This is a genomic window from Jujubicoccus corallicola (genome assembly GCF_047345645.1).
GTDB lineage: Bacteria > Pseudomonadota > Alphaproteobacteria > Rhodobacterales > Rhodobacteraceae > JBLEFH01.
In genome coordinates this window covers 428,228-452,332 of sequence record NZ_JBLEFH010000002.1, presented here as the reverse complement: position 1 = coordinate 452,332, position 24,105 = coordinate 428,228, and the positions used below count along the sequence as shown (strand labels likewise).

Genomic DNA, 24,105 nt, shown 5'->3' with positions numbered 1-24,105 from the left:
GAGAAAACCCATCCCTTGGAGGACAGGCAATGCTGATCAATGCCAAAACCAAAGAAGATGCGGCCGAGGCCGAGCTGAACGCCCATTACGACCTTGCGCCCTCGCAGGCAGCCATGAAGGCGACGGCGGGCATTTACGACCGTGTGAAGGACGTGATCCCCGAGCCGGACTGGATGCTTTTCGCCCCCTATGTGATCGCGATCAACAAGCTGAAAACCGAAAAAGACGCGGTGATCCTTGCGCATAACTATATGACGCCGGAGATTTTTCACGGTGTTGCGGATTTCTCGGGCGACAGTTTGCAGCTTGCCATCGAGGCCACCAAGGTCAGCCAGCAGACCATCATCCAATGCGGTGTGCATTTCATGGCCGAGACCTCGAAAATCCTGAACCCGGACAAGACCGTTCTGATCCCCGACAGCCGCGCGGGCTGCTCGCTGGCCTCCTCCGTGAGCCAGGCGCAGATCCAGAAAATGCGGGATGATTATCCGGGCGCGAAGGTGGTTTCTTACGTGAACACCACCGCCGAAGTGAAGGCGGCGAGCGATATCTGCTGCACCTCCTCCAATGCTGTCAAAATCGTGAACGCCATGCCCGGCGATACGGTCATCATGACCCCCGACGGCTATCTTGCGCAAAATGTCGCCAATGAAAGCAGCAAGCGGGTGGTCTATTGGGACGGGGCCTGTATTGTCCACGAGCAATTCACAGCAGAGGAGCTTCGCCGGTTCCGCAAGGATCACCCCGGCATCACCATTATCGCCCACCCGGAATGCCCGCCTTCCGTGATTGCCGAAGCTGACTTTTCCGGCTCCACCTCGGGCATGATCAACTGGGTGAAAACAAACAAGCCTGAGAAGGTTGTCATGGTCACCGAATGTTCGATGTCCGACAATGTCGCGGCGGAGTTGCCGGAGACCGATTTCATCAGGCCGTGTAACATCTGTCCGCATATGAAACGAATCGAGCTGAAAAATATTCTGTGGTCACTTCATTCTGGTGAGGAAGAAGTAACTGTTGAGTCGCAATATCTCGAACCAGCCCGTCGGGCAGTTGAAAAAATGATCGAGATATCTGCGAGGGAGTAAATGCGTTTTACAATCTGTGCTCTGGCGGCGCTGGCCCTATGGGGTTGCGCGCCGAAGGATGTTCCTTTCCCTGACGATACGGCGCCCACCACGCCTGCAACATCCACCGAACTGACCAAATCGAACCCCGATGCGCAGCGCTTCACGGCGCTGGTGCTCAAGGAAACCAACAAGGCCCGCCGTGCGGCTGGCCTGTCGCCGCTCTCTGCCGATGGCAAGCTGGCCCGCGCGGCGCAGATGCAGGCGCGCAACATGGCCCGCGACCGGCGGATGAACCACAACACCACAGCGCGCTCCGAGCGCACGCCGCAGCAGCGGATGGACAAGGTGGGGCTGAACGGCCATTTCGCGGAGAATATCGCGAAGAATTTTGTCTATGACATGCGCGGCAAGCCGGTGATCACCCGGAACGAGCCGCAATGCCGTCTCGAATTCGTCGGCGGCGGCGCGGTGGCGGCCCATAGCTATGAGAGCATGGCGCGCACCGTGGTCGCGCAATGGATGCGCTCGCCGGGCCACCGCAAGAACATCATGAATCCGACCTATCGCCGCATGGGCGCAGGCTTCCAGCCGCAGACACAGGCGGAATTTTGCGGGGATGTCTATCTGGCGCAAACTTTCTCCAATTGAGCCGCTGAGAGGCGCGCCGCGCGCTTGACGCGCTCCGCCGCGAATGCAGTATCGTGCTGATCTTTCCAAGGGAGGCACCCCATGCAGGACGCGGCGGATAACATCTTCGATTGCGGCGGGATTCTGATTATCGGCGCGGGTCTGGCGGGCCTCTTCACGGCGCTGAAACTCGCGCCGATCCCCGTGACCGTGATCTCGCCCGAAAAACTCGGTGTGGGGGCCTCCTCGGCCTGGGCGCAAGGCGGCATTGCCGCGGCGATTGGCGAGGATGATCCGGCGAACCACGCCGCCGACACCGTCGCCGCCGGTGCCGGAACGGTGGACGCGGAGATCGCCAAGCTGGTGACCGGCGCGGCGCAGGAGACGATTGACGACCTGCTCGCCCTCGGCACGCCTTTCGACCGCGACGAGACGGGGGCGCTCCTCAAGAGCCAGGAAGCAGCGCATGGCGTGGCTCGTGTGATCCGCGTCCTAGGAGACGGCGCGGGCCGGGCGATCATGGAGGCTGTGATCGACGGCGTGCGCAAAACGCCCTCCATCCGCATCGTCGAGGGCGTGATCGCCGACGATATCTGCGTCGAGGATGGCCGCGTCACCGGCTGTTTCGCGCGCCGCGTGAGTGACCCTTACGGCCTGCCCCTTCATTTCCGCGCCCGTGCGACGGTGCTGGCGACGGGCGGCCTCGGCTCGCTCTATGCGGTCACGACCAATCCAAGCCGCATCCGGGGTCAGGGCCTCGGCATGGCCGCCCGCGCGGGCGCGATCATCGCCGATGCGGAATTCGTGCAATTCCACCCCACAGCCATCGCGACCGAACGCGACCCTGCGCCGCTCGCCACAGAAGCGCTGCGCGGCCATGGCGCGACGCTGATCGACGAGACCGGCCACCGCTTCGTCTTTGACGACCACCCTGATGGCGAGTTGGCACCGCGCGACATCGTCGCCCGCGCGATCTTCGCCAAAAACAAGACGGGACAAGCCTTTCTCGACACCCGCGCCGCCATCGGTGCGCATATTTTCGAGGAGTTCCCGACCGTTGCGCAATATTGCCGTGAAGCCGGGATCGACCCGGTGCGCGAGCCGATCCCCGTCCGGCCCGCCCAGCATTTCCATATGGGCGGCGTGAAATGCGACGATTGGGGCCGCAGTTCCCTGCCAAGCCTTTGGGTTGCGGGGGAGATTTCCTCTACAGGCCTGCATGGTGCGAACCGGCTTGCCTCCAACTCCCTGCTCGAAGCGGCGGTCTTTGGCGCGCGGGTGGCGGAGGATATTTCGGGGCTGGAATCCTTCCGCGAACGGCCCGCGCTGGATCTGCCTCCCGTCCCGCAGTCGCGCCAGACCGGGCCGGGGTTGAGCACGCCGCCCGAGGCGGTCGCCAAGCTGCGGGCGATCATGTCGGACCATGTGGGCGTTGTGCGGGACGCAGACGGCCTGCGCCGGGCTTTGCGCGAAATTGCCCTGCTCGAAGAGGTTGCCGCGCCCGCCTCCCGCCCCTTCCTCAATATGTGTCAGGCGGCCACGCTGGTCGCGGCGGCGGCGCTCAAACGCGAGGAATCGCGCGGCGGGCATTACCGGCGCGACTTCCCGGAGACGGATGCGGCCATGGCGACCCGCTCGGAAATCACGCTCATTGAGGCTCTGGAGATCAGAAACGCCGCCCGTCAAAGCTGACGCGCGGCGTTCAATTCCAACGAAAAACCCGCCGAAGCGGGCTTTCTCTTAACGGTAGAAGAGGTGCGGGCCGACCTGCGTGGTGCGGGTCAGGCGGCGCGACCAGCTCGGGCGCACGGCGGTGGTGTGGTAGTAGGTCGCCCCGCCGGTGATGCCTGCGCCGCCGGAGCTGAGCATCCGGTTTGCCAGCGCGTTGAGGCGGCTCACCATGCTGCGATTGCCCATCGAGTCCGACCGGCCATCGCATTTATAGCTGAACTGGCAACGATATTTGCCGTTGCTCACGCCCTGATTGACGACGCCGCAGATCGAATTCGGGAACTTCCCCGACCGTGCGCGGTTGATAATGACCTCGGCGACCGCCATCTGGCCGCGCTCGCTCTCGCCGCGGGCTTCAAAATAGAGCGCTTCGGTGAGGCACTGGAGATCCGAGCCGCCGACCTTCATAATCTGCGTGTCTTTCGCAGCGGCGAAGGGAATGACCGCCGTTTGCGGCGTCAGCGCGGCGCCGACCTTCAGCATGAAGGGTTTCGGCTCGCCCTTGTCGCCGTCCACATTGGCGTTGGCGGCTCCGGCAAAGCTGCTCACAGCGATGGTGGCAGCGGCGATCAGTTTCGTCAGGTGCTTCATATCTCGTCTCGTCACGTCAGTCTTGCTCGTCAGGGCCGCTCAACGTTCTGCGTTTCGGCCCCTCGTTTTTGGACACACATGCTGCGGCCCGGCGTTGCGGCGGGTTTTATAAAATCGGGAATGAAAGTCCACTGATGCGTGCCTGATTTTGTGATGCCCGTTTTGGGAACCACATTACGCGACTTGAACGTCACCGATCAACACGCTGATTCGTATTGATTTTCAGGGAATGGAAAAATGCGCAAGAATTCGCCTACTCCAGCGGGACCGCGACGAGAAGACGCCTTCCTTGCTGCAACTGCGAAGATCGAAGGCTCGAATCGCAGCATCACCGCCCGCCTCGCGAAGCTGCGCGCGGAGCCAGATCTCGGCCTGTTTGCTGCGCCGTTCGGTGTCGATGATCTGGCCCGCCAGTGTCGCGATATCGCCGAGTGCGGCGTCGATCCCCTGCCCGGTTTCGGCGGAGACAACGGAGACGCCGGGCGGGGTGCCGCGCAAGGTGAGCGACAGCGCGCCGCGCAGATCGACCGCCGCGCGCTCGGCGATGCGGCCCATGTCGCCCTTGGTCACGAGCACATGGTCGGGGATTTCCATCACGCCCGCCTTCATGAATTGCAGCGCATCGCCGGAGCCGGGCTGAGCGCAAAAGACGATGAGGTCCGCGTGATCCGCGATGTCGGTTTCCGACTGACCGACGCCGACCGTCTCGATAATCACCACATCGAAAAGCGCGCGCATCAGCACCATGGCGGGAAACGTGAGGTCCGAGACGCCGCCAAGCCGGGTGCGCGCGGCCATGGAGCGCATGAAGACCTGCTGGTCGTCCGGGTCATGCTCGATCCGCGTCCGGTCGCCCAAAAGCGCACCGCCGGAATTGCGCGAGGACGGGTCCACCGCGATCACGCCGACGCTTTGCCCGGTCTTGCGCAGCGCCCGCAGGAAGGCGCCGGTCAGGGTGGATTTGCCAACGCCGGGCGGGCCGGTCAGGCCCAGTGCATAGCCTTTGGGGTTCGCGAACGCCTCGTCGAGCAGGGCAAGCACCGCATCGCTGTCCGGGTCCGCCTCCATCTGCGCGAGCGCGCGGGCGAGCGCCGCCTTGCCGCCCTGGCGCAGAGCCTCAAGCGTCATCGCCAAGGGCCGCTTGCGCGGCGGCGAGACGGGCGACGGCCACGCGGTATGGCGAGCAGCTCACATAATCGAGGCCGATTTTCCGGCAGAACCGAATAGATTGCGGATCGCCACCATGCTCCCCGCAAATGCCGAGCGACAGGTTGGGGTTGCGCTCGCGCCCGCGCTCGGTTGCAAGAGTCAGAAGTTCGCCCACCCCATGCTCGTCGAGCCGCAGGAACGGGTCCTCATCATAAACGCCGAGATTGACGTAGTCGCGCATGAAGCTGCCCGCATCGTCGCGCGAGAGACCGTAGGTCATTTGCGTCAGATCGTTGGTGCCGAAGGAGAGGAACGCGCAGCTATCGGCCAGATCCCCGGCCCGGAGCGCCGCGCGCGGTGTCTCCAGCATCACGCCGAGACGGTATTCCGGCACCTCACCATATTCCGCCTCCACCTCGCCCGCGATCTTCTCGATCCAGGACGAGACGAGGTCCACCTCGCGATGCGCGGAGACGAGCGGGATCATGATTTCGGGCACCACGGCCTTCATCCCGCGCTTGGAAATCTCATTCGCGGCTTCAAAAATCGCGCGGGCCTGCATGGCGTAAATCTCGGGCATGGTCACGCCGACGCGCACACCGCGCTTGCCGAGCATCGGGTTGACCTCGCGCATGGTTTCGGCCCGGTCGCGCAGCACTTCGGGGTCCTCGCCAAGGCGGCGGCCGAGCCAGTTGAACTCCGCCTCACCGCGCGGCAGGAACTCATGGAGCGGAGGATCGAGCAGACGGATCGTCACGGGAAGCCCCGCCATAATCTCGAAAAGCTCAATGAAATCCTCGCGCTGCATCGGCAGGAGCGAGGCCAGCGCCTTGTTGCGCTCCGCCTCATCCGTCGCCAAGATCATCGCGCGCATCACCGAGAGCCGTCCTTCGGTGAAGAACATATGCTCCGTGCGGCACAGCCCGATCCCATCGACGCGGAAATCGCGGGCGACACGCGCATCATCCGGTGTGTCGGCATTGGCGCGGATCTTGATGTCGCGGGTCTGGTCCGCCCAGTCGAGCAGAGTCGCGAGCGCGCCGCCCATTTCCGCTTGCAGCATCGGCACATCGCCCGCCAGCACATCGCCAGAACTGCCGTCGATGGTGATGATGTCGCCCTCGCGGAACGCCCGGCCATCGCGCGTAGTCATCACCCGCTTGGCCTCGTCGATCACCAGATGCCCGGCCCCGACCACGCAAGGCAGGCCAAGACCGCGGGCGATCACCGCCGCATGGCCGCTCATCCCGCCCTTCGCCGTCAAAACACCCGCCGCGGCGTGCATCCCGCGCACATCGGTGGAACTCGTCTCGGTTTTCACCAAAATCGCCGGATTGCCGCCCGCATGGGCCGCAATCGCCGCTTCCGCCGAAAACACAATCGGCCCGCTCGCCGCACCGGGCGACGCGCCGAGCCCTCTGGAAATCGGGTCGCGCCTGGCCTCCGGCGCGATGGAGCGGTGCAGATGCGCCAGCAGGCTCTGAATATCGGCGCGCTGGATCGCCTCGGCCTTGCTGATCCGCCCCGCCTTGGCGAGATCCACCAGCGTGCGGATCACCGCGCGCGGCCCGCGTTTGGCCGGAGCCATGTTGATGAGCCAGAGCCGGTCATCCTCGACCAGAATATCAAAACAAAAATGGTCGCCATAACGCTCCGACGTGGCCTGATCGACCTCTTCGAGACGGTGGCGAATGGTGTCGGGCAGTGCGTCGGCCTTGAGATCGCCGCCCGGCCCCGTGAGCGCGCCATTCAGCAAATGCTCCCCGGTCAGCGGCGCGATCATCTGGACCTCACCGCCAAGCGCGGCGGCCATGGAGCGCTGCATGACGAGGCCAAGCCCGGCATCCTCCGGCGCGCCTTTGGCCATCCGCAGCATCCGCGCCGAGGTGCTTTCCCAACGGGACAGCATCGCCTTGATCGCGGCCCGAAGCTGCGCCTCGGCGGTCTGCGGGAACGGCTCGCCGACCTCATCCTCATAGATCGCCAGCACCTCTTTGAGACTGGCCGCGTCCTCGAAATCCTCCGCATCCAGCCCCTCGGCGACGATGGCAAAACCCTGCACCAGCGTCGCATAGCGGTCCGCCGCCTCGGGATTGCCCGCAACACTGTCCTCCGTCACGCCGAGAAAATGGATCGACGCGGCCCCGCCCCAAACCGATTTTTGCGGCGACGAGCGGAGCGAGACCGGATGGGCGGCGACGAAATCCTGCTCCGTCTTGGTAAATTCCGCGCCCTCGGCCAGCGCCTTCACCCGCTCGGGCGGGAGCGCCAGCGCCGCAGGCACCGGCAAATCCAGCGCATCGAGCCGCGAGAGGTTGACCGCGCGCTCCCCATAATGGGCATCGAGAATGCCCGCGCCGTGGATATGCCGGGTGTCTGCCATCAGCCCTCCAGCTTGCCGAACATGGCGACGCGGTGCATCACGTCGCGGATTTCATTGAGCAAACACAACCGGTTGCGGCGCACGGCCTCGACCGGCGCGTTGACCTGCGTGTCCTCGAAAAATTGGTCAATCGGCGCGCGGAGCGAGGCCAGCACCTCCATCGCGGCGGCGAAATCGGCGTTTGCGAGGATCGGTTTGAGGTCCGCTTCGGCCTTCTGAAGCGCCGCGAACAGCGCCTTTTCGGCATCATTTTCAAAGAGTTTCGACTCCGGCGCGAGGGAATATTCGACCCCGTCCTTCTTCTCCTCGGCGGTGAGGATATTCACGGCGCGGCGATAGCCTTGCAGCAGATTTTCCCCGTTCTCCGAGTCCACCAGTGCCTGCAGCGCCCGTGCCCGCGCGGTGAGCAGGACCAGATCGTCCTGACCGTCGAGCGCAAAACAGGCGTCGATCACGTCGTGGCGGATGCCCTCGGATTTGAGGTGGACTTTGAGGCGGTCGGCGATGAAGGCGAGGAGGTCCGTGGTCCGATCTCGATCTTCAACAAGAGCATCGATGACTTGCTGCATTCGCCCTTCGTCAACGCTCTGCTGCATTTCCTTGAAACGCTGTAAGCCGCCTTCAGATAGAAGGTTGTATTTGGATAGCATATCCAACTCAGCTTTCGCGTCAGCCAAATCAGAGTCGCCTATATCTTGATGGGTCTTCATGCTCCCGAAATTCGTCGCAATATGGCGCAGCAGCACATCAGATAGTTCGACGTTTATATCGTTCCCCAACACCGTCCGGATCGCCCCAAGAGCCGCCCGTCGAAGCGCGAACGGGTCTTTGCTCCCGGTCGGTTTCTCGTCAATCGCCCAGAAGCCGGTGAGCAGGTCGATCTTGTCGGCGAGGGCGACGGCGATGGTCACGGGGGCAGTTGGCACGGCGTCATTTGGGCCGAGCGGTGCGTAATGACCTTCGGCGGCGGCGGCGACGTCGGGCGTCTCGCCCGCTTGCTCCGCGTAATAGCGGCCCATAAGCCCCTGCAATTCGGGGAATTCATAGACCATTTCCGAGGACAGATCCGCCTTGGCGATCTCTGCCGCGCGGCGCGCCTCGGCCGGGTCCGCCCCGACCAGCGGCGCAATCTCTTCGGCGAGTGCGGCGATGCGGGCGATCCGCGCGGCCTGCGTGCCGAGTTTGTTGTGGAAGGTCACATTTTCCAGCTTTTTCAGCCAGTCGCCCATGCCCGCCTTGGCGACCCGCAGGTCGTTTTCCCAGAAGAACAGCGCGTCGGAGAGGCGGGCGGCGAGGACCTTGGCGTTGCCCGCCAGAATGGTCGCGCCGCCGTCGCTCGTCTCGCGGTTGGCGACGGTGATGTAGTGGGTGATTTGGCCGCCCTTTTTGACGGAGAAGAATTTCTGGTGTTCCTTCATCGAGGTTTGCAGCACCTCGGGGGGGAGCGTCAGAAAGCGGTCCTCGATCTTACCGATGAGCGGGACCGGCCATTCGACAAGGCCCGCGACTTCGGTGAGCAGCCCGCGATCCTCCACCAGCTCGCCGCCTTGGGCGAAGGCGAGATTTTCGGCCTCGGCGCGGATGCGCTCGGCGCGGTCATCGGCGCGCAGCAGGACATGGGCGCGCTTGAGCTTCGCCTCGTAATCCTCGAAATTCGTGACGGAAAACGCATCCGGCGCCATGAATCGGTGGCCGCGTGTGATGTTACCTGCGATGATCCCGTCGATCTCGAAGGGCACCACCTCCGCACCCTCTTCACCCGACAGGATGCAGAGGATCGAATGGAGCGGGCGCACCCAGCGAAGGCTCCCGGTCCCCCACCGCATAGATTTCGGCCAGGGGAAATTGCGGATGGTCGTCTCAAGAGTTTCGGCAATGATCTCAGGCGCGTCGCGGCCTTCCTTCACAATGCTGGCGAAATAGACCTGCCCCTTTTTGTCGTCCCGCACCTCAAGTTGGTCCTTGGTCAGACCCGTCGAGCGCAGGAAGCCTTCCAGTGCCTTTTCCGGCGCATCGGTGCGCGGGCCTTTGCGTTCCTCCCGCAGCTCCGGCGAGCGCTCCAGAAGGCCCTCGACCGTCAGCGTCAGGCGGCGCGGCGTGGCGAAGGCGGCGGCGGAGCCGTAGGTCAGACCCGCCTCGACCAGCCCGTTCGTCATCAGCTTTTTCAGCGCCTCGGCGGCGTCGTTTTGCATCCGCGCCGGGATTTCCTCGGAGAAGAGTTCGAGAAGCAGGTCGGCCATGGTTAATTCTCGTATTTATCGTTGAGCTGGTTCCACTGATAGGCGCGGCCATCGGGATACCAGGCAATGTAACGGTCGGCGCCGTCATGGACTTCTTTTTCAGCCAGCATGGCGGTGGCGCGGCCAGCTTCGATGTCCTGGGCAAGCGTTTCGGCGTCGAAACAGTCGAACCAGAAGGGCGCGGTCAGCGGGGTGGCGTCGCCTTCATTGCCGAGGCCATCCACATCGCGCGGATCAATGCGGAAACAGGCGCGGGCCTTGATCGGGCTGGTCGGCGCGTCAATGCCCTGCCAGCCGGTGACGGCCACATCGAGCCCTTCGACGGTGATGACATCCTGCTCCGCAACCTCTTCGTAATAGGCGTAATTCTGGAACCAGAACAGCGCCACGCCGAAGAGGAGCGAGAAGGCGATCAGCCCGATGACGAGGATGCGGCCACTCATGCGGCGTCCCCAAGCGGGCTTTCGAGGAAGGCGTCGGCGCACATTTTGGCCAGCGCCCGGACGCGGCCGATATAGGCCTGACGCTCGGTCACGGAGATGACGCCGCGCGCATCCAGGAGGTTAAAGAGATGCGAGGCTTTGATGCACTGGTCGTAAGCGGGATGCGCCATGACGATGCGTTTGCCGGTTTTGGGGTCGTCCTTCGGGCTGGCGAGGATGCGGGCGCATTCGGCCTCGGCATCCTTGAAATGCTGAAGAAGCGTGTCCGTGTCCGCCACGTCGAAATTCCAGCGGGAATATTCCTCTTCGGTCACCTTGAACACATCGCCATAGGTGAGCGCGATTGGCGCTTCGGGATCATTGAAGGGCATGTCCATCACGTGATCGACACCGAGGACATACATGGCGAGACGCTCCAGGCCATAGGTCAGCTCGCCCGAGACGGGGCGGCAGTCATGCCCGCCAACCTGTTGGAAATAGGTGAATTGCGAGACTTCCATCCCGTCGCACCAGACCTCCCAACCCAGGCCCCATGCCCCGAGCGTCGGGCTTTCCCAGTCATCCTCGACAAAGCGGATATCGTGCAGGCTCATGTCGATCCCGATGGCGCGGAGCGAGCCGAGATAGAGCTCCTGCAAATCCGGCGGCGAAGGTTTGATGAGCACCTGATACTGGTAATAATGCTGGAGGCGGTTGGGGTTCTCCCCGTAGCGGCCATCGGTCGGGCGGCGCGACGGCTGGACATAGGCCGCGGCCCATGCCTTGGGCCCGAGCGAGCGCAGCGTGGTCGCCGGGTGGAATGTCCCTGCCCCGACCTCCATATCGTAAGGCTGCATGATCGCGCAGCCCTTCTCCGCCCAGTAATTTTGCAGGCGCAGGATGATCTCCTGAAAGCTTTTCGGCTTTGTGCTCGGCGTCTCGGTCATGGGCCCTCTTGGGGGTTGAACAGGTCTTAGAATCCGCTCCGTTCTAGGCGTCTCGCTGCGGCGCGTCAATCAACGGCAGCGGGCGGCGCGCTGCGGCTTATCCGCGCCAGAAGCGGGGCATGAAGAGGACGAGAACGGAGAGAATTTCGAGCCGCCCCATCAGCATGGCAATAATCAGCACCCATTTGGGCGCGTCCCCGAGGGTGGAGAAGTTGCCCGCCGGGCCGATGGTCGGGCCAAGGCCGGGGCCGATATTGGCGACAGCGGTGGTCGCGCCGGAAATGGCGGTGACGGTGTCGAGGCCCATGAGGGCGAGGATCACGGCGGTCACGCCAAGCGTCAGCAGGAAGAGCATGAAGAACGCCATGACCGAGGCGACGAGCTGTTCGTCGATCCGCACGCCGTCATAGCGCGGGACAAAGACGCCATGGGGCGAGTGGATCTGGCGGATCTGGGCGCGGACGGCTTGCAGCAGGATCTGGAAGCGGAAGATCTTGATGGAGCAACAGGTGGAGCCCGCGCAGCCGCCGATAAGGCCGGCGACAAACATCACGGTGGCGGCGAAACTGCCCCAGAGCCAATAGTCAGTCGAGGCATAGCCTGTGCCGGACATGATGGAGGTGGCGTTGAAAATCGCCTCGCGGAAGCTGTGTTCCAGCCCGTCATCGAGATGCAGGACGCGGTAGAGGGTGAGCGCGACGATGATGCTGGCCAGCACCACCATGAAGCCGCGCACCTGCACGTCTTTCCAGAACGGCACCGCCTCGCCTTTCGCCATCCGCACATAGAGAACGAAAGGCAGCGAGGCGAGGATCATGAACACGCTGGCGACATATTCGGGCGGTCCCTGGAACGCACCGAAGGAGGCGTCGTAATTGGAAAAGCCGCCTGTGGAGATGGTGGTGAGCGCGTGGATGATCGCGTCGAAACTCGACATACCGACGGCGTGATAGGCGAGGATGCAGAAAAGCGTCAGCCAGAGATAGACCTGAAAGAGCCCGCCCGCGATGCCCGAGGCGCTTGGCAGCACCTTGCCGAAGGTGTCGAAGCCCTCGGAGCGGAAGAACTGCATCCCACCAACCCCCATGCTCGGCAGGAAGGCGACGGCGACGACGACGATCCCGAGGCCCCCGGTCCATTGCAGCATGGAGCGCCAGAGCTGGGTGCCGCGCGGCAGCTCATCAAGCCCGGTAAAGACGGTCGAGCCGGTGGTGGTCATACCGGAGACGCTTTCGAAAATCGCGTCCGTGAAGCTGGCATGGGGCGCGCCGAGCAGGAAAGGCAGCGCGCCGAAGAAGGGGAGCACCAGCCACAGCCCCACGGTGATGAGGAAAATCTGCTGGATGTTCAGCGATTTGCTCTTCACATCGCGGGTCGCGAGCGCGGTGGCGAGGCCGACGCCCATAGTGATCAGGCCCGACTCGGCGAAAGTGTCCCAATGGCCCTCACGCTCGACAATATCGAAGAGCATCGGGATCAGCATGAGCGCGCCGAGCGCGGTCAGGAGCACGCCAATAAGATAGGCCACCGGGCGGATGAGCCAGCTCAGTGTGCTCCCTCTCGCCCGTGCGATATCCATCAGATGGCCCCGATCCTTGCCATGAATTCATCGCGGCGCGGCTGGTCCTTGAATTCGCCGAGGAACCGCGTGGTCATCATGGAGACGCCAGGTTTGTGGACGCCGCGGGTGGACATGCAGTGATGCTCGGCCTCGATCGCCACGGCCACACCGCGCGGCGCGAGCGCATCCTGTATGGAATCCGCGATCTGCGAGGTCATTTTCTCCTGCACCTGCAAGCGCTTGGCGAAGGCATCGACGAGCCGCGCCAGTTTGGAAATGCCGACAACGCGGCCCTTCGGCAGATAGGCGACATGCGCCCGGCCGATGATCGGCGCGAGGTGATGCTCGCAATGGCTCTCGAAGCGGATGCCGGAGAGCAGCACCATCTCGTCGTAGCCTTCGGTCTCGCCAAAAGTGGTCGAGAGGATCTCTTCGGGATCGGTGTGATAGCCGCCGAACCACTCGTCATACGCCTCCACGACCCGGCGCGGCGTGTCCAACAGACCCTCGCGCGCGGGATCATCGCCGGTATAGGCCAGCAGCGTTTTGATCGCCGCCTCAGCCTCGGCGCGGTTCGGTTTGCTCATCATCGTCTCCATCACGGATGCCAGTCGCGGCATTTGGCGCAATGTGCGGTGTGACGGGGGCGGATGCAAGGGGCGGCGATATCGGTTTTTGCGTGTGGTGCGCAGGGTTAGCTCACAAATCCCGTCGCGGTGCGGGCGCGGAGGGAGGCACGCGGCGCTCACCGCTTTTTCGCGCGGCCCATCCAGAGGAGCGCGGCCACGGCGAGCAGCACGCCGCCAAGCGCCGCCGGGACGGGCATGGAGCGCATATAAGGCGTGCCGGAGCGGACCCATTCACCAAAACCCGCGCTGACCGTGCCGTTTTCCGACCCCTCGACGCGGTTGCTGTGGCCGTAATTCTCCGCCTCGCCGTAAGAGCCGCTGGGTTGCAGGTCCGGGCCGATGGAGAAACGCACTTCGCCGCCCTCCCCGCTGCCGAAGAGAAATTCCTCGAACATGCCGCTGACGTCGATGCCATGTTCCTCGACCCGCAGATCCTCCACGCCTTCCAGAACCCCGGTGATTGAGTCGTGGGCATTGGTGAAGATGTAGCGGATTTCATAGCCGTTTTCGGTCTGGAACGAATCAAAGGCGAAGGTGGAGTTCCGCAGATCGCCTTGGGAGAAAATCCGGTCGTCGACGGTGATGCTGCCCTCGAAGCGATGGCCGAGCGCATCCTCGCCGCAATCGTCGTCCTCGCAGACCTGCGGCGCGCCGATATAGCTGTAGGTGATCGGGGCCGCGCCCACAGACGCACCCAAGCCGAGAAACCCGACTGCGACACAGATTATGGTCAGCCCCCGCAACATAATCGGTGAGCCTACCACAACTCTGCGTGAGACCCTAGCTCAGACGCGATCCAGCGCCTGACGGAAATCGGCGATCAGATCTTCGGCATCCTCAAGGCCGACCGAGAGGCGCAGAAGGCCGTCCGTGATCCCCAATTCGGCGCGCTGCTCGGGCGACAGGCGCTGGTGGGTCGTCGTCGCCGGGTGGGTGATGATCGACTTGGCATCGCCAAGATTGTTGGAAATCAGGATGATCTCCAGCGCGTTCATCACCGTGAAGGCCGCCTCTTTGCTCCCGAGATCAAGCGCGAGCATGGTGCCGCCCTTGGTCATCTGTTTCTTGGCAATCTCATATTGCGGATGGCTGGCAAGCCCTGGATAGATCAGGTTTTTCACCTTGTCATGCCCGTCCAGCGCCTCGGCAATCGCGAGCGCGCTGTCGGCTTGCGCATTCACGCGAAGATCGAGCGTTTCCAGACCCTTGAGCATGACCCAAGCCGTGAAGGGGTTCATCGCGCCACCGGTGTGTTTGAGGTACATTTCGACCGGGCCGCGCACGACCTCTTCCTTGCCGAGAATGACCCCGCCGAGCATCCGGCCCTGCCCGTCGATATGTTTCGTCGCCGAATAGACGACGAGATCGGCGCCAAGGTCGATGGATTTCTGCAAAACGGGTGTGGCAAACACATTGTCCACCACAAAAATCGCATTGGCCTCATGGGCGATATCGGCGACCGCCTGAATGTCGATCACCTCAAGGCAGGGGTTCGACATGGCCTCGCAAAAGAACATCTTGGTGTTCGGTTTGACCGCGTTTTTCCACGCCTCAAGATCGGTGCCATCAACCAGCGTGATCTCGATCCCGAATGTCGGGAGCAGCGTGTCGATGATGAAGAGGCAGGAGCCGAAAAGCGCCCGCGCGGAGACGACGTGATCGCCCGCTTGAAGCTGCGAGAACACCGCGCCATTGACCGCCGCCATACCGCTCGCGGTGGCAAAACCTGCTTCCGCGCCCTCGATCGCCGCGATCCGGTCCTCGAACATCGCCATGGTGGGGTTGCCGTAGCGCGCATAGATGAACTCTTCGCGCCCGCTTTCGATGAAACGCTGCTCGGCGGTTTCCGCATCGGGGTAGACGAACCCCTGCGTCAGGAACATCGCCTCGGACAGCTCCGCATACTGGCTGCGCCGCGTGCCTTTATGGACCGCTTTGGTCCGGCTCTTCCACTCTTTGGCCATATTGTTGCCCCTTTCACAGACGAAATCTGCCTACACCCGCATCCTTAAATCATCAAGCATTCATGGAAACGTTACGATCATGTCGCATACTTCTTTGAAAAGACCCGTAAACACGACGAGGCAGTGATGGCACGATTGGGCATCATCGCCAGCGCGGACGGGCTCACGCTGGCAACTCACCAACCGGACGGCGCCGGGCGCGTCGCCGATCTGTTGCACCGCCAGCTTGCGGCGCTCCCTGACGACGCGCCGGTCACGATCCTGATCCACGGGTTCCGCTATGATCCGGCGACGCCTGCCCGCTGCCCGCATCACTGGCTGTTTTCGGGCTCGGACAAGGGGCAAGGGCGCGGCTGGTATGACGGGCTCAGCTTCGATCATGCGCCCGAAAGCGGGCTCGCGATTGGGTTTAGCTGGCCCGCCTATAGCCATGCGCGCAGCGGCGTTCAGGAAGCGCGGCATTTTGCGCGGATCTATGAGCGGGCGACCTTTGTGGGCGCATTGCTGGCGCAACTGGTGGACCTCATCGACTCCCTCGCGCCGGGTCGCCGGGTCGATGTGATGGCCCATTCGCTCGGCGCGCGGGTGGCGCTGACTGCCCTGCCTGCGCTGCGTAACGGGCAGATTTCACGGATGATCCTGATGGGGGCTGCGGAATATCGCTCCGTCGCGCGGGATTGTCTGGCGGCCATGCCCGCCCTCCAGCGCCCGCAGATCTACAACATCACCAGCCGCGAGAATGATCTCTACGATCTGCTCTTTGAGCTATTCGCCCCCAATCACGACTGGTCGGACCGCGCGCTTGGCCTTGGCCTGCCCGACGCGCCGCCAAACTGGATCGACCTGCAACTCGATTGCCCGGACCTCGCCGCATTCCTCGGCGCACGCGGTGTGCATCTCGGCCCGGCGGCGTTCCTTTCCCACTGGAATTTCTACGGCCGTGCCGGTGCCATGGCGCTTTATCGCAAGATCCTGCGGGAGCGCGAGGGCTGGTCCGTCCCTGACCTCCGCGCCGCCAATTGCCCGACCCGGCAAGCCGCCCGCTGGAGCGCGATCACCCGCCATTTGCCGCGCCCCTCCGGGATGCGCCGCGCCTGACGCGCCCCCCAAAAGCGACACCCATTGACCGGGGCGAAATCCGGCTTAGCTTCTCTCTGAGCAGCAACAAAGGATGCCCCCGATGATCGATCTTTACACATGGTCCACGCCGAATGGCTGGAAAGTCTCCATCGCGCTTGAAGAAATGGGGCTCGATTACGAGGTGCATCCCATCAATATCGGCAAGGGCGACCAGTTCGAACCGGAGTTCCTCGCCATCAGCCCGAACAACCGCATCCCCGCGATTGTGGACCGCGAAACCGGCTATTCGATCTTCGAGTCCGGCGCGATCCTGCAATATCTCGCCCGCAAAACGGGGCGGTTTTATGGTGAAGGCGAAGCGGGCCGGATCGAGGTTGAGAAATGGCTGATGTGGCAAATGGGCGGGCTCGGACCGATGGCCGGGCAAGCGCATCACTTCCTCAAATATGCGCCTGCGATGGAGCCACCGAATGATCTGCCCTATGCGAAGGACCGTTACCGCAACGAGGTGAAGCGGCTTTATGGCGTTCTGGACAAGCAACTCTCCAAAAACGAGTTCGTCGCGGGCCCCTATTCCATCGCAGATATGGCGATCTGGCCCTGGGCCAATCTTTGGGAAGGCCAGCAGCAGGAGATCGAGAATTTCCCGCATATGAAAGCCTGGCTCGACAAGGTCTGGCAGCGCGGCGCGGTGCAGCGCGGCAAGGCGGTTCTGGATGAAACCCGCTCGGACGGGTTCGACAAGGAAGCGCAAGGCCACCTCTTCAAAAGCAAGTAACGCGCATCTGGCCCCCTGCCCGCGCCCATGCTAAAGCGCGGGCAAGGAGGCCGACATGCGTATCACCATCCCCCGCCCTGACGATTGGCATCTGCATCTGCGCGACGGTGCGATGCTGGAGGGCATCGGCCCGGAATCCCGCGATTTTGCCCGTGCGATCATCATGCCGAACCTCGTCCCGCCCGTGGTGACGGGGGCGGATGCCGCAGCCTATCGCGACCGGATTAACGCCGCCGCGCCCGGCCTGACCCCGCTGATGACGCTCTATCTGACCGAGACGACGGACCCGGAGGATGTGGCGCAGGCCAAGGCTGACGGGCTCATTCACGCGCTGAAACTCTACCCGGCGGGGGCGACGACCAACTCCGCCTCGGGTGTGCGGGACATGGACAAGGTCATGCCGGTGCTGGAGAAAATGGCCGAGATCGGTCTGCCGCTCTGCGTCCACGGCGAGGTGACCACGGCGGAGATCGACATTTTCGACCGCGAGGCCGTGTTTATCGAAACCGTACTCGACCCGCTGCGCCAGCGTCTGCCGGAATTGCGCGTCGTGATGGAGCATGTGACGACCGAGGATGGCGTGAATTATGTGGAAAGCGGCGGCGAGACGATCGGCGCGACCATCACCACCCATCACCTCATCATCAACCGCAACCATATCCTCGTCGGTGGGATCAAACCGCATTATTACTGTCTGCCCGTGGCGAAGCGCGAAAAGCACCGTCTGGCGCTGCGCCGCGCCGCAACCTCCGGGGAAAGCCGGTTTTTCCTCGGCACGGACAGCGCGCCCCATGCGGACCCGGCCAAAGAAAACGCCTGCGGCTGCGCGGGCTGTTTCACGGCGACCAACACGATGTCCTGCCTCGCCGAAGTCTTCGAGCAGGAGAACGCGCTGGACCGCCTCGCCGATTTCACCTCCCGCAACGGCCCGCGGTTCTACGGCCTGCCGGTGAACGAGGACGAGATCACGCTGGTGAAGGGCGATCCCGTGACCTATCCCGACAAAATCGACACCGGCGCCGGCCCCGTGACGGTGTTCGACCCCGGTTTTCCCCTTCATTGGCATGTGGAGCGCTAAATGCTGACGACCTTCCCCGACCGCAAAGAAATCGCCCGGCTGACCGCCCGGATGCTGCTGGAAATCAAGGCGGTGCATTTCCGCGCCGACGAGCCTTACAAGCTGACCTCGGGGCTGGCCTCGCCGGTTTATATCGACTGCCGCAAGCTGATTTCCTACCCGCGCATCCGTTCCGCGCTGATGGATTTCACCGTGGCGACGCTCTACCGCGATGCGGGGTTCGAGCGCTTCGATGCGATCGCGGGCGGCGAGACGGCGGGCATCCCCTTCGCCGCATGGATCGCCGAGCGGATGGAACTGCCTATGCTCTATGTGCGCAAAAAACCCAAAGGGTTTGGCCGCGATGCGCAGATCGAGGGGGATCTCAAAGAGGGCGCGCGGACCCTTTTGGTCGAGGATCTCACCACCGATGGCGGCTCCAAGCTGAAATTCGTCGAAGCTCTGCGCAAGGCGGGGGCGGAATGTGCGCATACCTCCGTGGTGTTTTTCTACGGCGCGTTCGACAATGTCGAGGAGACGCTGGAGGGCCACGGCGTCAAGCTGCACTATCTCGCGACATGGCATGACGTGCTGGCCGAGGCGAAAGCCGGGAAGTATTTCGAACCCGCCGCGCTGGATGCGGTGGAAGCGTTTCTGGAGGCCCCGCTGACATGGTCGGCGGCACATGGCGGCGCGGACACGCTGTCGGGGCAGTCGTCTTAAAATGTGGGGCGCGCTTCCCGGCGCGCTTTATTTTTCGCGGCGCTTGAGCGGCTTTTTCAACTCGCGCTGCATCCGCTGCTCGTGACTTTCGAAGGCATCGGGCGAGGATGATGTGTTCACCGTCGCATCCATCGCAACAAAAAATGCGAAAGGGGCCATGAGCAGATAAGCGACCGGCATCCATGTTTCGGAAAGCTGCGTGAAGATCAAAAGCTCAAGAAGTCCGAAACCCGTGTAGATGGGCCAGCGGCGACCGCCCGTTATTTTCAGAATGCGCAGATAGAGCCCATTCACGACATACCAAAACGACCACATCAATACGCCGACCACCGCTCCAGCAGGAGCCGCTCCTGTTGCCGTGAACGTGCGCCCCAGGCCGACGCGCCCGGTGCGTTGTCGCGCTGGCTCATCGGGATGCGCGCGCGGGTCGCGGGGTCGCCCGCGAAGATCGCGAAGGCCATGCGGCGGCCGCTGCGCCCCTGCATGAACCCGGCCAGCGCATCGACGAAATTGAGCGTGCCGGTCTTGGCATGGAAGCTGTTGGAATTGCCGACCTGCATTTCCTTCATCGAGCCATGCAGAATGTCTCCCCACTCGCTCGCCGCGAGATACACCACCATATCGCGGGCGGAGATCTGGCTCTGATCCGACAGGCCCGAATGGTCGACGAAATTGGCGTTGCGTGTGCCAAGCTGGCCCGCCATCCAGCGGGTCATGGAATTGCCGCTCTGGCGCAGATCGCCAAAGGGCAGCCCCACATTGCGGGACGCGGCGAGGCCGATCACTTCGGCGGTCAAGTTGTTGGAATAACGCATACAATCGCGGACGATCTCGCTGAGCGGATCGGAACTGACTTCGGCGAGAACCGTGCCGCCCGCCTGTGTCGCGGCCTGTGCGGGCGGGACCGAGACCCCGGCCCCCGCCGCCAGAATGCGGAACACCTCGCCCGCATAGCGCGCCGGGTAATGGACTGGCAGATTGCGCGAGCCCGCCCCGGACACCGCGCCCGAGGCAACGGACCATTGCTCGCCGCCGGTGGAGCCCGAATAGGTGAATGTCGGCCCGCCGCGATTTGCCCGCGAGATCGAGATGCCATGCACCTGCGGCGCGTTGCGCTCGGCCCGCGCGGTCAGCGACAGCGCGCCGCTCCGCCATTGCAGATAAACCGTGTTGTAATTGAGGTTGAGCCCGCCAAGGCCGGGGTTATAGGCCACATGATCGGGCTGCTCGCTGTCGATTTCCGTGAGCTGCGGGAGCGCGGTGGCTACGGTCAGGAAGCGCCCGTTCACCTGCCGCACACCGCGCGCGGCGAGTTGGCGCGCAAGATCGGCCAGCTGGTCGGCGTCAAGCTGCGGATCGCCGGAGCCGACGAGGAAGAGATCGCCCTGAAGCACCCCGCCCGACACCGCGCCGGTGGTCATGAGCCGCGTCGAGAACCGGTAGCCGCTCCCCAGACCGAGCAGCGCATATTGCGCCGTCAGCGCCTTGGTCACCGAGGCCGGCGGGCGCGGCAGATCGGGGTTGTGGCTTTCGAGAATTTGCCCTGTGCCGAGGTCCAGCAGCGCCGCACTTGTGACACCGCCCAGACCCGAGGACGCCATGATCGACGAGAGCGCCGATTGCGCCCGTGCAGCCGAGCCTGCCATCACCGCGCTCGCGCCCAGACCCGCCAAAACCTCACGCCGATTCATCATAAAAACACCTTAATATTCGTGGATAAGAATTTGTCGCAAATCGCAGCGGGATTGGCAATTCAGCGCGGACTGAATTCTCCATAACCTTGAGTCAATTTTACGCAATCGCGGCGGCGTCCGGGCGGTCAGCGGATCCACTCACCGCGCGCCCGGATTTCCGAGGAGGAAATATCCATCATCGGCCCGTTGAGGAGCGTCCAGGCGGGCGCGTCATAGCTCGTGAGCGCCGCCGCCCGACGTGGGTCGAGACGGTAGCGCGCATACATTTTCGCGGCGGGAGAGAGGCCCGCCCGTATCTGCTCGCCCGGCCGCGCCAGCACCCCGATCGGCACATTTTCCATGATCCAGTGCCAGCGATCCCAGCGGTGGATCTGCGCCAGATTGTCCGCCCCCATGAGCCAGACAAAGCGCGTCCCCGGATAACGCTCCTTGAGCGCCGCCAGCGTCGCCGCCGTGTAGCGCGTGCCGAGGTGCACCTCGAGATCCGTGACCTCAACGCGCGGATGCTGCATGACGCCGCGCGCCACCTCCAGCCGCCGGTCCATTGGCGCGGGCCCCTCCTTTTTCAGCGGATTGCCGGGCGACAGCAGCCACCAGACCCGATCCAGCCGGAACCGCCTGAGCGCCCAGCGGGTGATATGGACATGCCCCGCATGGGCCGGATCGAAGGACCCGCCAAGCAAACCCACGCGCAACCCCGCATCGGATATGGGAAATTCGTGCCGCACCACCGCCTCCTTCGCTTCCCGCCAGCCTATGTCTTTTGGGGGGCGGGTTGTCTAGGGGGATGCGATTCTTTTACGCGGTGCTGCGGATCATGCGGTGTGCGGCCACGCCTCCTCGCGCAGGATCTCACCTGTTTCCAGCAGGGATTTGAGGTTGGACAGAACGGCCGGCCACCCCTCGCGGACACCTGCATCCATGCCCGAATCCGGTTCGAGCTCCGAATGGGTCACGGTCAGCTTCGTGTCGGGGCCGAGCGCGATGAGATCATAGGTCACGCGCGACGCCTTTTCCGCCTGCGCAGCCTCATCCGCAGGCGCCCAGCTCCAGACCATTTTCGTAGGCGGATCAATCTCCAGCACGCGGCCGCGCAGGATGACTTTGCCATCCTCATACATCCGCACATGTTCCCAAGGCGCGCCCTTTTCCCATGTCGAGCGGTTCTCGTGACCCCAGTATTTCCGCGTGAACTCACCGTCGATCAACGCGTTCCAAACCGTTTCGATACCGGCGCGCAGATAAATGGTGTAAACGAAGGTCTCCGCCAGCGGCAGGCCTGTGGACGCGCGGGTGTCCTGCGCCGGTGCTTGATCGTTAGCCATGTTTTTTCTCTCTTTCCTTGGCCTCAACGGCCTCTTTGAAATCGGCGAGCGCCTCCAGACGCGCATCCTCGAACTTGCCAACCCAGCGATGGACAATCTCCGTCAGCGGCACCGGGTTGAGATAGTGCAGCTTGTTCCGCCCCAGCCATTTGACGGAGACGAGATTGGCCTCCTCCAAAATCCGCAGATGTTTGGTGACGGCCTGGCGCGACATCGCCGCGCCCTCCGACAAATCCCCCAGCGTCTGCCCGCCTTTCATGAACAAACGATCGAGCAGGTCGCGGCGGGTTGGATCGGCCAAGGCTTTGTAAAGATCACTCATGTGACCCAATATGCAACTATATGGTTGCATGTCAAGTCAGATCGCGCCCCGCATCCCCCGTTGCCCTCACCGCCGCTTCCGCCTACATCTGGGGCCAACAGATGCAGGACGCAGTCAAAGGAGCCGGTCATGGCGAAATATCAGTATGTTTACCACATGGACGGGGTGTCGAAGACCTATCCGGGCGGCAAGAAAACCTTTGAAAACATCCGCCTCTCTTTCCTTCCGGGCGTGAAAATCGGGGTCGTCGGCGTCAATGGCGCGGGTAAATCGACGTTGATGAAAATCATGGCCGGGCAGGACAAGGAGTTTCAGGGCGAGGCCTGGGCCGCCGAGGGCGCGAAGGTCGGCTATCTGCCGCAGGAGCCGCAGCTTGATGAGACCAAGACGGTTCGCGAGAACGTCATGGAGGGCGTGGCCGAGAAGAAGGCCAAGCTCGACCGGTTCAACGAACTTGCGATGAACTATTCCGACGAGACGGCGGATGAGATGGCGGCGCTTCAGGATGAGATCGACAGCAACAATCTCTGGGATCTCGACAGCCAGATCGACGTCGCGATGGAGGCCCTGCGTTGCCCGCCGGATGATGCGGATGTCTCGAAACTCTCGGGCGGGGAGAAACGCCGCGTCGCGCTCTGCAAATTGCTGCTCGAAGCGCCCGACATGCTGCTCCTCGACGAGCCGACCAACCACCTTGACGCCGAGACCATCGCCTGGCTGCAAAAGCACCTGATCGAGTATAAGGGCACCATCCTGATCGTTACCCACGACCGGTATTTCCTTGACGATATTACCGGCTGGATCCTCGAACTCGACCGTGGGCGCGGCATTCCTTACGAGGGCAATTATTCGAGCTGGCTGGAGCAAAAGGCCAAGCGGCTCGCGCAGGAGGCCCGTGAGGACAAGGCGCGACAGAAAACGCTGGAGCGCGAGCTGGAATGGATGCGGCAATCGCCAAAAGCCCGTCAGGCCAAATCGAAAGCGCGGATCAACGCCTATAACGAGATGGCCGAGCAATCCGAACGCGATCTCGTGGGCCGCGCGCAGATCATCATCCCCAACGGCCCGCGCCTTGGCGGCAAGGTGATCGAGGTGGACGGCCTGAAGAAAGGCTATGGCGAGCGGATGCTGATCGACGGGCTGGATTTCTCGCTCCCGCCGGGCGGCATTGTCGGCGTGATCGGCCCAAACGGCGCCGGGAAATCCACGCTGTTCCGGATGCTGACCGGGCAGGAACAGCCGGACGAGGGCAGCATTGAATATGGCGACACGGTGAAGCTCTCCTATGTCGACCAGTCGCGCGACGATCTTGATGCCAACAAGACCGTCTGGGAGGTGATTTCCGACGGGCTGGACGTGATCAAACTCGGCGATGCGGAGATCAACAGCCGCGCCTATTGCGGCGCGTTCAACTTCAAGGGCGGCGACCAGCAGAAGAAGGTGAACATGCTCTCGGGCGGCGAGCGCAACCGCGTCCACCTCGCCAAGCTGTTGAAAGACGGCGGCAATGTGCTGCTCCTCGACGAGCCTACCAACGATCTCGACGTCGAAACCCTCCGCGCCTTGGAGGACGCGCTCACGCAATTCGCCGGCTGCGCCGTCGTCATCTCCCACGACCGCTTCTTCCTCGACCGCCTCTGCACCCACATGCTCGCCTTCGAAGGCGACAGCCATGTGGAATGGTTCGAGGGGAATTTCGAGGATTACGAGGCGGATAAGATCAAGCGTCTGGGTCCGGATGCGGTCGAGCCGAAGCGGGTGAAGTATAAAAAGTTTACGCGGTGATCAGCTATCTTTACCGATTTCGTCAAA

The 24,105-nt window shown here is 63.2% G+C and carries 23 protein-coding genes; 8 read left to right on the top strand and 15 right to left on the bottom strand.

Going from position 1 to position 24,105, the window contains the following annotated elements; genetic code table 11:
* The first annotated feature begins 29 nt into the window (after nucleotides 1-29).
* From nadA to ACMA5I_RS04925, 3 genes are all read left to right on the top strand, one after another.
* Nucleotides 30-1,088, top strand: coding sequence for a quinolinate synthase NadA (nadA, locus tag ACMA5I_RS04935; RefSeq protein ID WP_525885128.1), 1,059 nt, complete (start codon nucleotides 30-32; stop codon nucleotides 1,086-1,088).
* On the top strand, nucleotides 1,089-1,718 hold the full coding sequence (locus ACMA5I_RS04930) for a CAP domain-containing protein (protein WP_525885127.1): 630 nt from the start codon (nucleotides 1,089-1,091) through the stop codon (nucleotides 1,716-1,718). It abuts the gene before it with no gap.
* 81 nt (nucleotides 1,719-1,799) lie between these two features.
* A complete protein-coding gene (locus ACMA5I_RS04925) occupies nucleotides 1,800-3,389 on the top strand; it encodes an L-aspartate oxidase (RefSeq protein ID WP_525885126.1) in 1,590 nt (529 codons plus the stop codon).
* Nucleotides 3,390-3,437: 48 nt separating this feature from the next.
* Here the strand turns inward: ACMA5I_RS04925 and ACMA5I_RS04920 are convergent, their stop codons facing one another.
* From ACMA5I_RS04920 to metZ, 10 genes are all read right to left on the bottom strand, one after another.
* Nucleotides 3,438-4,019 carry a cell wall hydrolase gene (locus ACMA5I_RS04920; protein ID WP_525885125.1) on the bottom strand — a complete coding sequence of 194 codons (582 nt, stop codon included), beginning with the start codon at nucleotides 4,017-4,019 and terminating at the stop codon, nucleotides 3,438-3,440.
* A 222-nt stretch (nucleotides 4,020-4,241) separates the two neighbouring features.
* The gene (locus ACMA5I_RS04915; RefSeq protein ID WP_525885124.1) at nucleotides 4,242-5,147 is read right to left on the bottom strand and encodes an ArgK/MeaB family GTPase; all 906 of its coding nucleotides are present in this window, start codon (nucleotides 5,145-5,147) and stop codon (nucleotides 4,242-4,244) included.
* Nucleotides 5,137-7,551 (bottom strand): putative PEP-binding protein, encoded by a 2,415-nt coding sequence (locus tag ACMA5I_RS04910; protein WP_525885123.1) that lies wholly within the window; start codon nucleotides 7,549-7,551, stop codon nucleotides 5,137-5,139. The genes ACMA5I_RS04915 and ACMA5I_RS04910 overlap by 11 nt, the downstream gene beginning before the upstream one ends.
* Entirely contained in the window at nucleotides 7,551-9,791 is a 2,241-nt protein-coding gene (gene glyS, locus ACMA5I_RS04905) for a glycine--tRNA ligase subunit beta (protein ID WP_525885122.1), read from the bottom strand. Before glyS ends, ACMA5I_RS04910 begins: the two co-directional genes overlap by 1 nt.
* 2 nt (nucleotides 9,792-9,793) lie before the next feature.
* On the bottom strand, nucleotides 9,794-10,234 hold the full coding sequence (locus ACMA5I_RS04900) for a DUF6446 family protein (RefSeq protein ID WP_525885121.1): 441 nt from the start codon (nucleotides 10,232-10,234) through the stop codon (nucleotides 9,794-9,796).
* Nucleotides 10,231-11,160: a glycine--tRNA ligase subunit alpha gene (locus ACMA5I_RS04895; protein WP_525885120.1), complete on the bottom strand. Its 930-nt coding sequence runs from the start codon at nucleotides 11,158-11,160 to the stop codon at nucleotides 10,231-10,233. The genes ACMA5I_RS04900 and ACMA5I_RS04895 overlap by 4 nt, the downstream gene beginning before the upstream one ends.
* 97 nt (nucleotides 11,161-11,257) lie before the next feature.
* Nucleotides 11,258-12,739, bottom strand: a complete 1,482-nt coding sequence (locus ACMA5I_RS04890) for a TrkH family potassium uptake protein (RefSeq protein WP_525885119.1) — start codon at nucleotides 12,737-12,739, stop codon at nucleotides 11,258-11,260.
* On the bottom strand, nucleotides 12,739-13,341 hold the full coding sequence (gene folE / locus ACMA5I_RS04885; protein WP_525885118.1) for a GTP cyclohydrolase I FolE: 603 nt from the start codon (nucleotides 13,339-13,341) through the stop codon (nucleotides 12,739-12,741). Before folE ends, ACMA5I_RS04890 begins: the two co-directional genes overlap by 1 nt.
* A gap of 125 nt (nucleotides 13,342-13,466) precedes the next feature.
* Nucleotides 13,467-14,048: a hypothetical protein gene (locus ACMA5I_RS04880; protein WP_525885117.1), complete on the bottom strand. Its 582-nt coding sequence runs from the start codon at nucleotides 14,046-14,048 to the stop codon at nucleotides 13,467-13,469.
* Nucleotides 14,049-14,135: 87 nt separating this feature from the next.
* The gene (gene metZ, locus ACMA5I_RS04875; protein WP_525885116.1) at nucleotides 14,136-15,314 is read right to left on the bottom strand and encodes an O-succinylhomoserine sulfhydrylase; all 1,179 of its coding nucleotides are present in this window, start codon (nucleotides 15,312-15,314) and stop codon (nucleotides 14,136-14,138) included.
* 126 nt (nucleotides 15,315-15,440) lie between these two features.
* Here metZ and ACMA5I_RS04870 point away from each other — a divergent pair, with 126 nt between their 5' ends.
* The 4 genes from ACMA5I_RS04870 to ACMA5I_RS04855 all read left to right on the top strand — a co-directional run bounded on the left by ACMA5I_RS04870 (nucleotide 15,441) and on the right by ACMA5I_RS04855 (nucleotide 18,952).
* Entirely contained in the window at nucleotides 15,441-16,412 is a 972-nt protein-coding gene (locus ACMA5I_RS04870) for an alpha/beta hydrolase (protein WP_525885115.1), read from the top strand.
* Nucleotides 16,413-16,485: 73 nt separating this feature from the next.
* Nucleotides 16,486-17,172, top strand: a complete 687-nt coding sequence (locus ACMA5I_RS04865) for a glutathione S-transferase family protein (protein WP_525885114.1) — start codon at nucleotides 16,486-16,488, stop codon at nucleotides 17,170-17,172.
* A 55-nt stretch (nucleotides 17,173-17,227) separates the two neighbouring features.
* Nucleotides 17,228-18,250, top strand: a complete 1,023-nt coding sequence (pyrC, locus tag ACMA5I_RS04860) for a dihydroorotase (protein ID WP_525885113.1) — start codon at nucleotides 17,228-17,230, stop codon at nucleotides 18,248-18,250.
* Nucleotides 18,251-18,952, top strand: a complete 702-nt coding sequence (locus tag ACMA5I_RS04855; protein ID WP_525885112.1) for an orotate phosphoribosyltransferase — start codon at nucleotides 18,251-18,253, stop codon at nucleotides 18,950-18,952. It begins immediately after the preceding gene.
* Between the two features lie 27 nt (nucleotides 18,953-18,979).
* Here the strand turns inward: ACMA5I_RS04855 and ACMA5I_RS04850 are convergent, their stop codons facing one another.
* The 5 genes from ACMA5I_RS04850 to ACMA5I_RS04830 all read right to left on the bottom strand — a co-directional run bounded on the left by ACMA5I_RS04850 (nucleotide 18,980) and on the right by ACMA5I_RS04830 (nucleotide 22,293).
* Complete coding sequence (locus tag ACMA5I_RS04850) at nucleotides 18,980-19,267, bottom strand: hypothetical protein (protein WP_525885111.1); 288 nt, start codon at nucleotides 19,265-19,267, stop codon at nucleotides 18,980-18,982.
* Nucleotides 19,267-20,646 carry a D-alanyl-D-alanine carboxypeptidase/D-alanyl-D-alanine endopeptidase gene (gene dacB / locus ACMA5I_RS04845; protein ID WP_525885110.1) on the bottom strand — a complete coding sequence of 460 codons (1,380 nt, stop codon included), beginning with the start codon at nucleotides 20,644-20,646 and terminating at the stop codon, nucleotides 19,267-19,269. The genes ACMA5I_RS04850 and dacB overlap by 1 nt, the downstream gene beginning before the upstream one ends.
* Before the next feature lie 125 nt (nucleotides 20,647-20,771).
* Nucleotides 20,772-21,374: a nicotinate-nucleotide adenylyltransferase gene (locus ACMA5I_RS04840; protein WP_525885109.1), complete on the bottom strand. Its 603-nt coding sequence runs from the start codon at nucleotides 21,372-21,374 to the stop codon at nucleotides 20,772-20,774.
* Between the two features lie 87 nt (nucleotides 21,375-21,461).
* The gene (locus tag ACMA5I_RS04835) at nucleotides 21,462-21,971 is read right to left on the bottom strand and encodes an SRPBCC family protein (protein WP_525885108.1); all 510 of its coding nucleotides are present in this window, start codon (nucleotides 21,969-21,971) and stop codon (nucleotides 21,462-21,464) included.
* Nucleotides 21,964-22,293 (bottom strand): ArsR/SmtB family transcription factor, encoded by a 330-nt coding sequence (locus tag ACMA5I_RS04830; RefSeq protein WP_525885107.1) that lies wholly within the window; start codon nucleotides 22,291-22,293, stop codon nucleotides 21,964-21,966. Before ACMA5I_RS04830 ends, ACMA5I_RS04835 begins: the two co-directional genes overlap by 8 nt.
* A gap of 129 nt (nucleotides 22,294-22,422) precedes the next feature.
* Between ACMA5I_RS04830 and ettA the strand changes: the two genes are divergently transcribed.
* Nucleotides 22,423-24,078, top strand: a complete 1,656-nt coding sequence (gene ettA, locus ACMA5I_RS04825) for an energy-dependent translational throttle protein EttA (protein WP_525885106.1) — start codon at nucleotides 22,423-22,425, stop codon at nucleotides 24,076-24,078.
* Nucleotides 24,079-24,105 lie beyond the last annotated feature (27 nt).

What these genes read in the sequence shown, in the direction of transcription:
- nadA (WP_525885128.1), top strand. Translation starts at nt 30, where the DNA reads ATGCTGATCAATGCCAAAACCAAAGAAGATGCGGCCGAGGCCGAGCTG.
- ACMA5I_RS04930 (WP_525885127.1), top strand. Translation starts at nt 1,089, where the DNA reads ATGCGTTTTACAATCTGTGCTCTGGCGGCGCTGGCCCTATGGGGTTGC.
- ACMA5I_RS04925 (WP_525885126.1), top strand. Translation starts at nt 1,800, where the DNA reads ATGCAGGACGCGGCGGATAACATCTTCGATTGCGGCGGGATTCTGATT.
- ACMA5I_RS04920 (WP_525885125.1), bottom strand. Translation starts at nt 4,019, where the DNA reads ATGAAGCACCTGACGAAACTGATCGCCGCTGCCACCATCGCTGTGAGC.
- ACMA5I_RS04915 (WP_525885124.1), bottom strand. Translation starts at nt 5,147, where the DNA reads ATGACGCTTGAGGCTCTGCGCCAGGGCGGCAAGGCGGCGCTCGCCCGC.
- ACMA5I_RS04910 (WP_525885123.1), bottom strand. Translation starts at nt 7,551, where the DNA reads ATGGCAGACACCCGGCATATCCACGGCGCGGGCATTCTCGATGCCCAT.
- glyS (WP_525885122.1), bottom strand. Translation starts at nt 9,791, where the DNA reads ATGGCCGACCTGCTTCTCGAACTCTTCTCCGAGGAAATCCCGGCGCGG.
- ACMA5I_RS04900 (WP_525885121.1), bottom strand. Translation starts at nt 10,234, where the DNA reads ATGAGTGGCCGCATCCTCGTCATCGGGCTGATCGCCTTCTCGCTCCTC.
- ACMA5I_RS04895 (WP_525885120.1), bottom strand. Translation starts at nt 11,160, where the DNA reads ATGACCGAGACGCCGAGCACAAAGCCGAAAAGCTTTCAGGAGATCATC.
- ACMA5I_RS04890 (WP_525885119.1), bottom strand. Translation starts at nt 12,739, where the DNA reads ATGGATATCGCACGGGCGAGAGGGAGCACACTGAGCTGGCTCATCCGC.
- folE (WP_525885118.1), bottom strand. Translation starts at nt 13,341, where the DNA reads ATGCCGCGACTGGCATCCGTGATGGAGACGATGATGAGCAAACCGAAC.
- metZ (WP_525885116.1), bottom strand. Translation starts at nt 15,314, where the DNA reads ATGGCCAAAGAGTGGAAGAGCCGGACCAAAGCGGTCCATAAAGGCACG.
- ACMA5I_RS04870 (WP_525885115.1), top strand. Translation starts at nt 15,441, where the DNA reads ATGGCACGATTGGGCATCATCGCCAGCGCGGACGGGCTCACGCTGGCA.
- ACMA5I_RS04865 (WP_525885114.1), top strand. Translation starts at nt 16,486, where the DNA reads ATGCCCCCGATGATCGATCTTTACACATGGTCCACGCCGAATGGCTGG.
- pyrC (WP_525885113.1), top strand. Translation starts at nt 17,228, where the DNA reads ATGCGTATCACCATCCCCCGCCCTGACGATTGGCATCTGCATCTGCGC.
- ACMA5I_RS04855 (WP_525885112.1), top strand. Translation starts at nt 18,251, where the DNA reads ATGCTGACGACCTTCCCCGACCGCAAAGAAATCGCCCGGCTGACCGCC.
- ACMA5I_RS04850 (WP_525885111.1), bottom strand. Translation starts at nt 19,267, where the DNA reads ATGTGGTCGTTTTGGTATGTCGTGAATGGGCTCTATCTGCGCATTCTG.
- dacB (WP_525885110.1), bottom strand. Translation starts at nt 20,646, where the DNA reads ATGATGAATCGGCGTGAGGTTTTGGCGGGTCTGGGCGCGAGCGCGGTG.
- ACMA5I_RS04835 (WP_525885108.1), bottom strand. Translation starts at nt 21,971, where the DNA reads ATGGCTAACGATCAAGCACCGGCGCAGGACACCCGCGCGTCCACAGGC.
- ACMA5I_RS04830 (WP_525885107.1), bottom strand. Translation starts at nt 22,293, where the DNA reads ATGAGTGATCTTTACAAAGCCTTGGCCGATCCAACCCGCCGCGACCTG.
- ettA (WP_525885106.1), top strand. Translation starts at nt 22,423, where the DNA reads ATGGCGAAATATCAGTATGTTTACCACATGGACGGGGTGTCGAAGACC.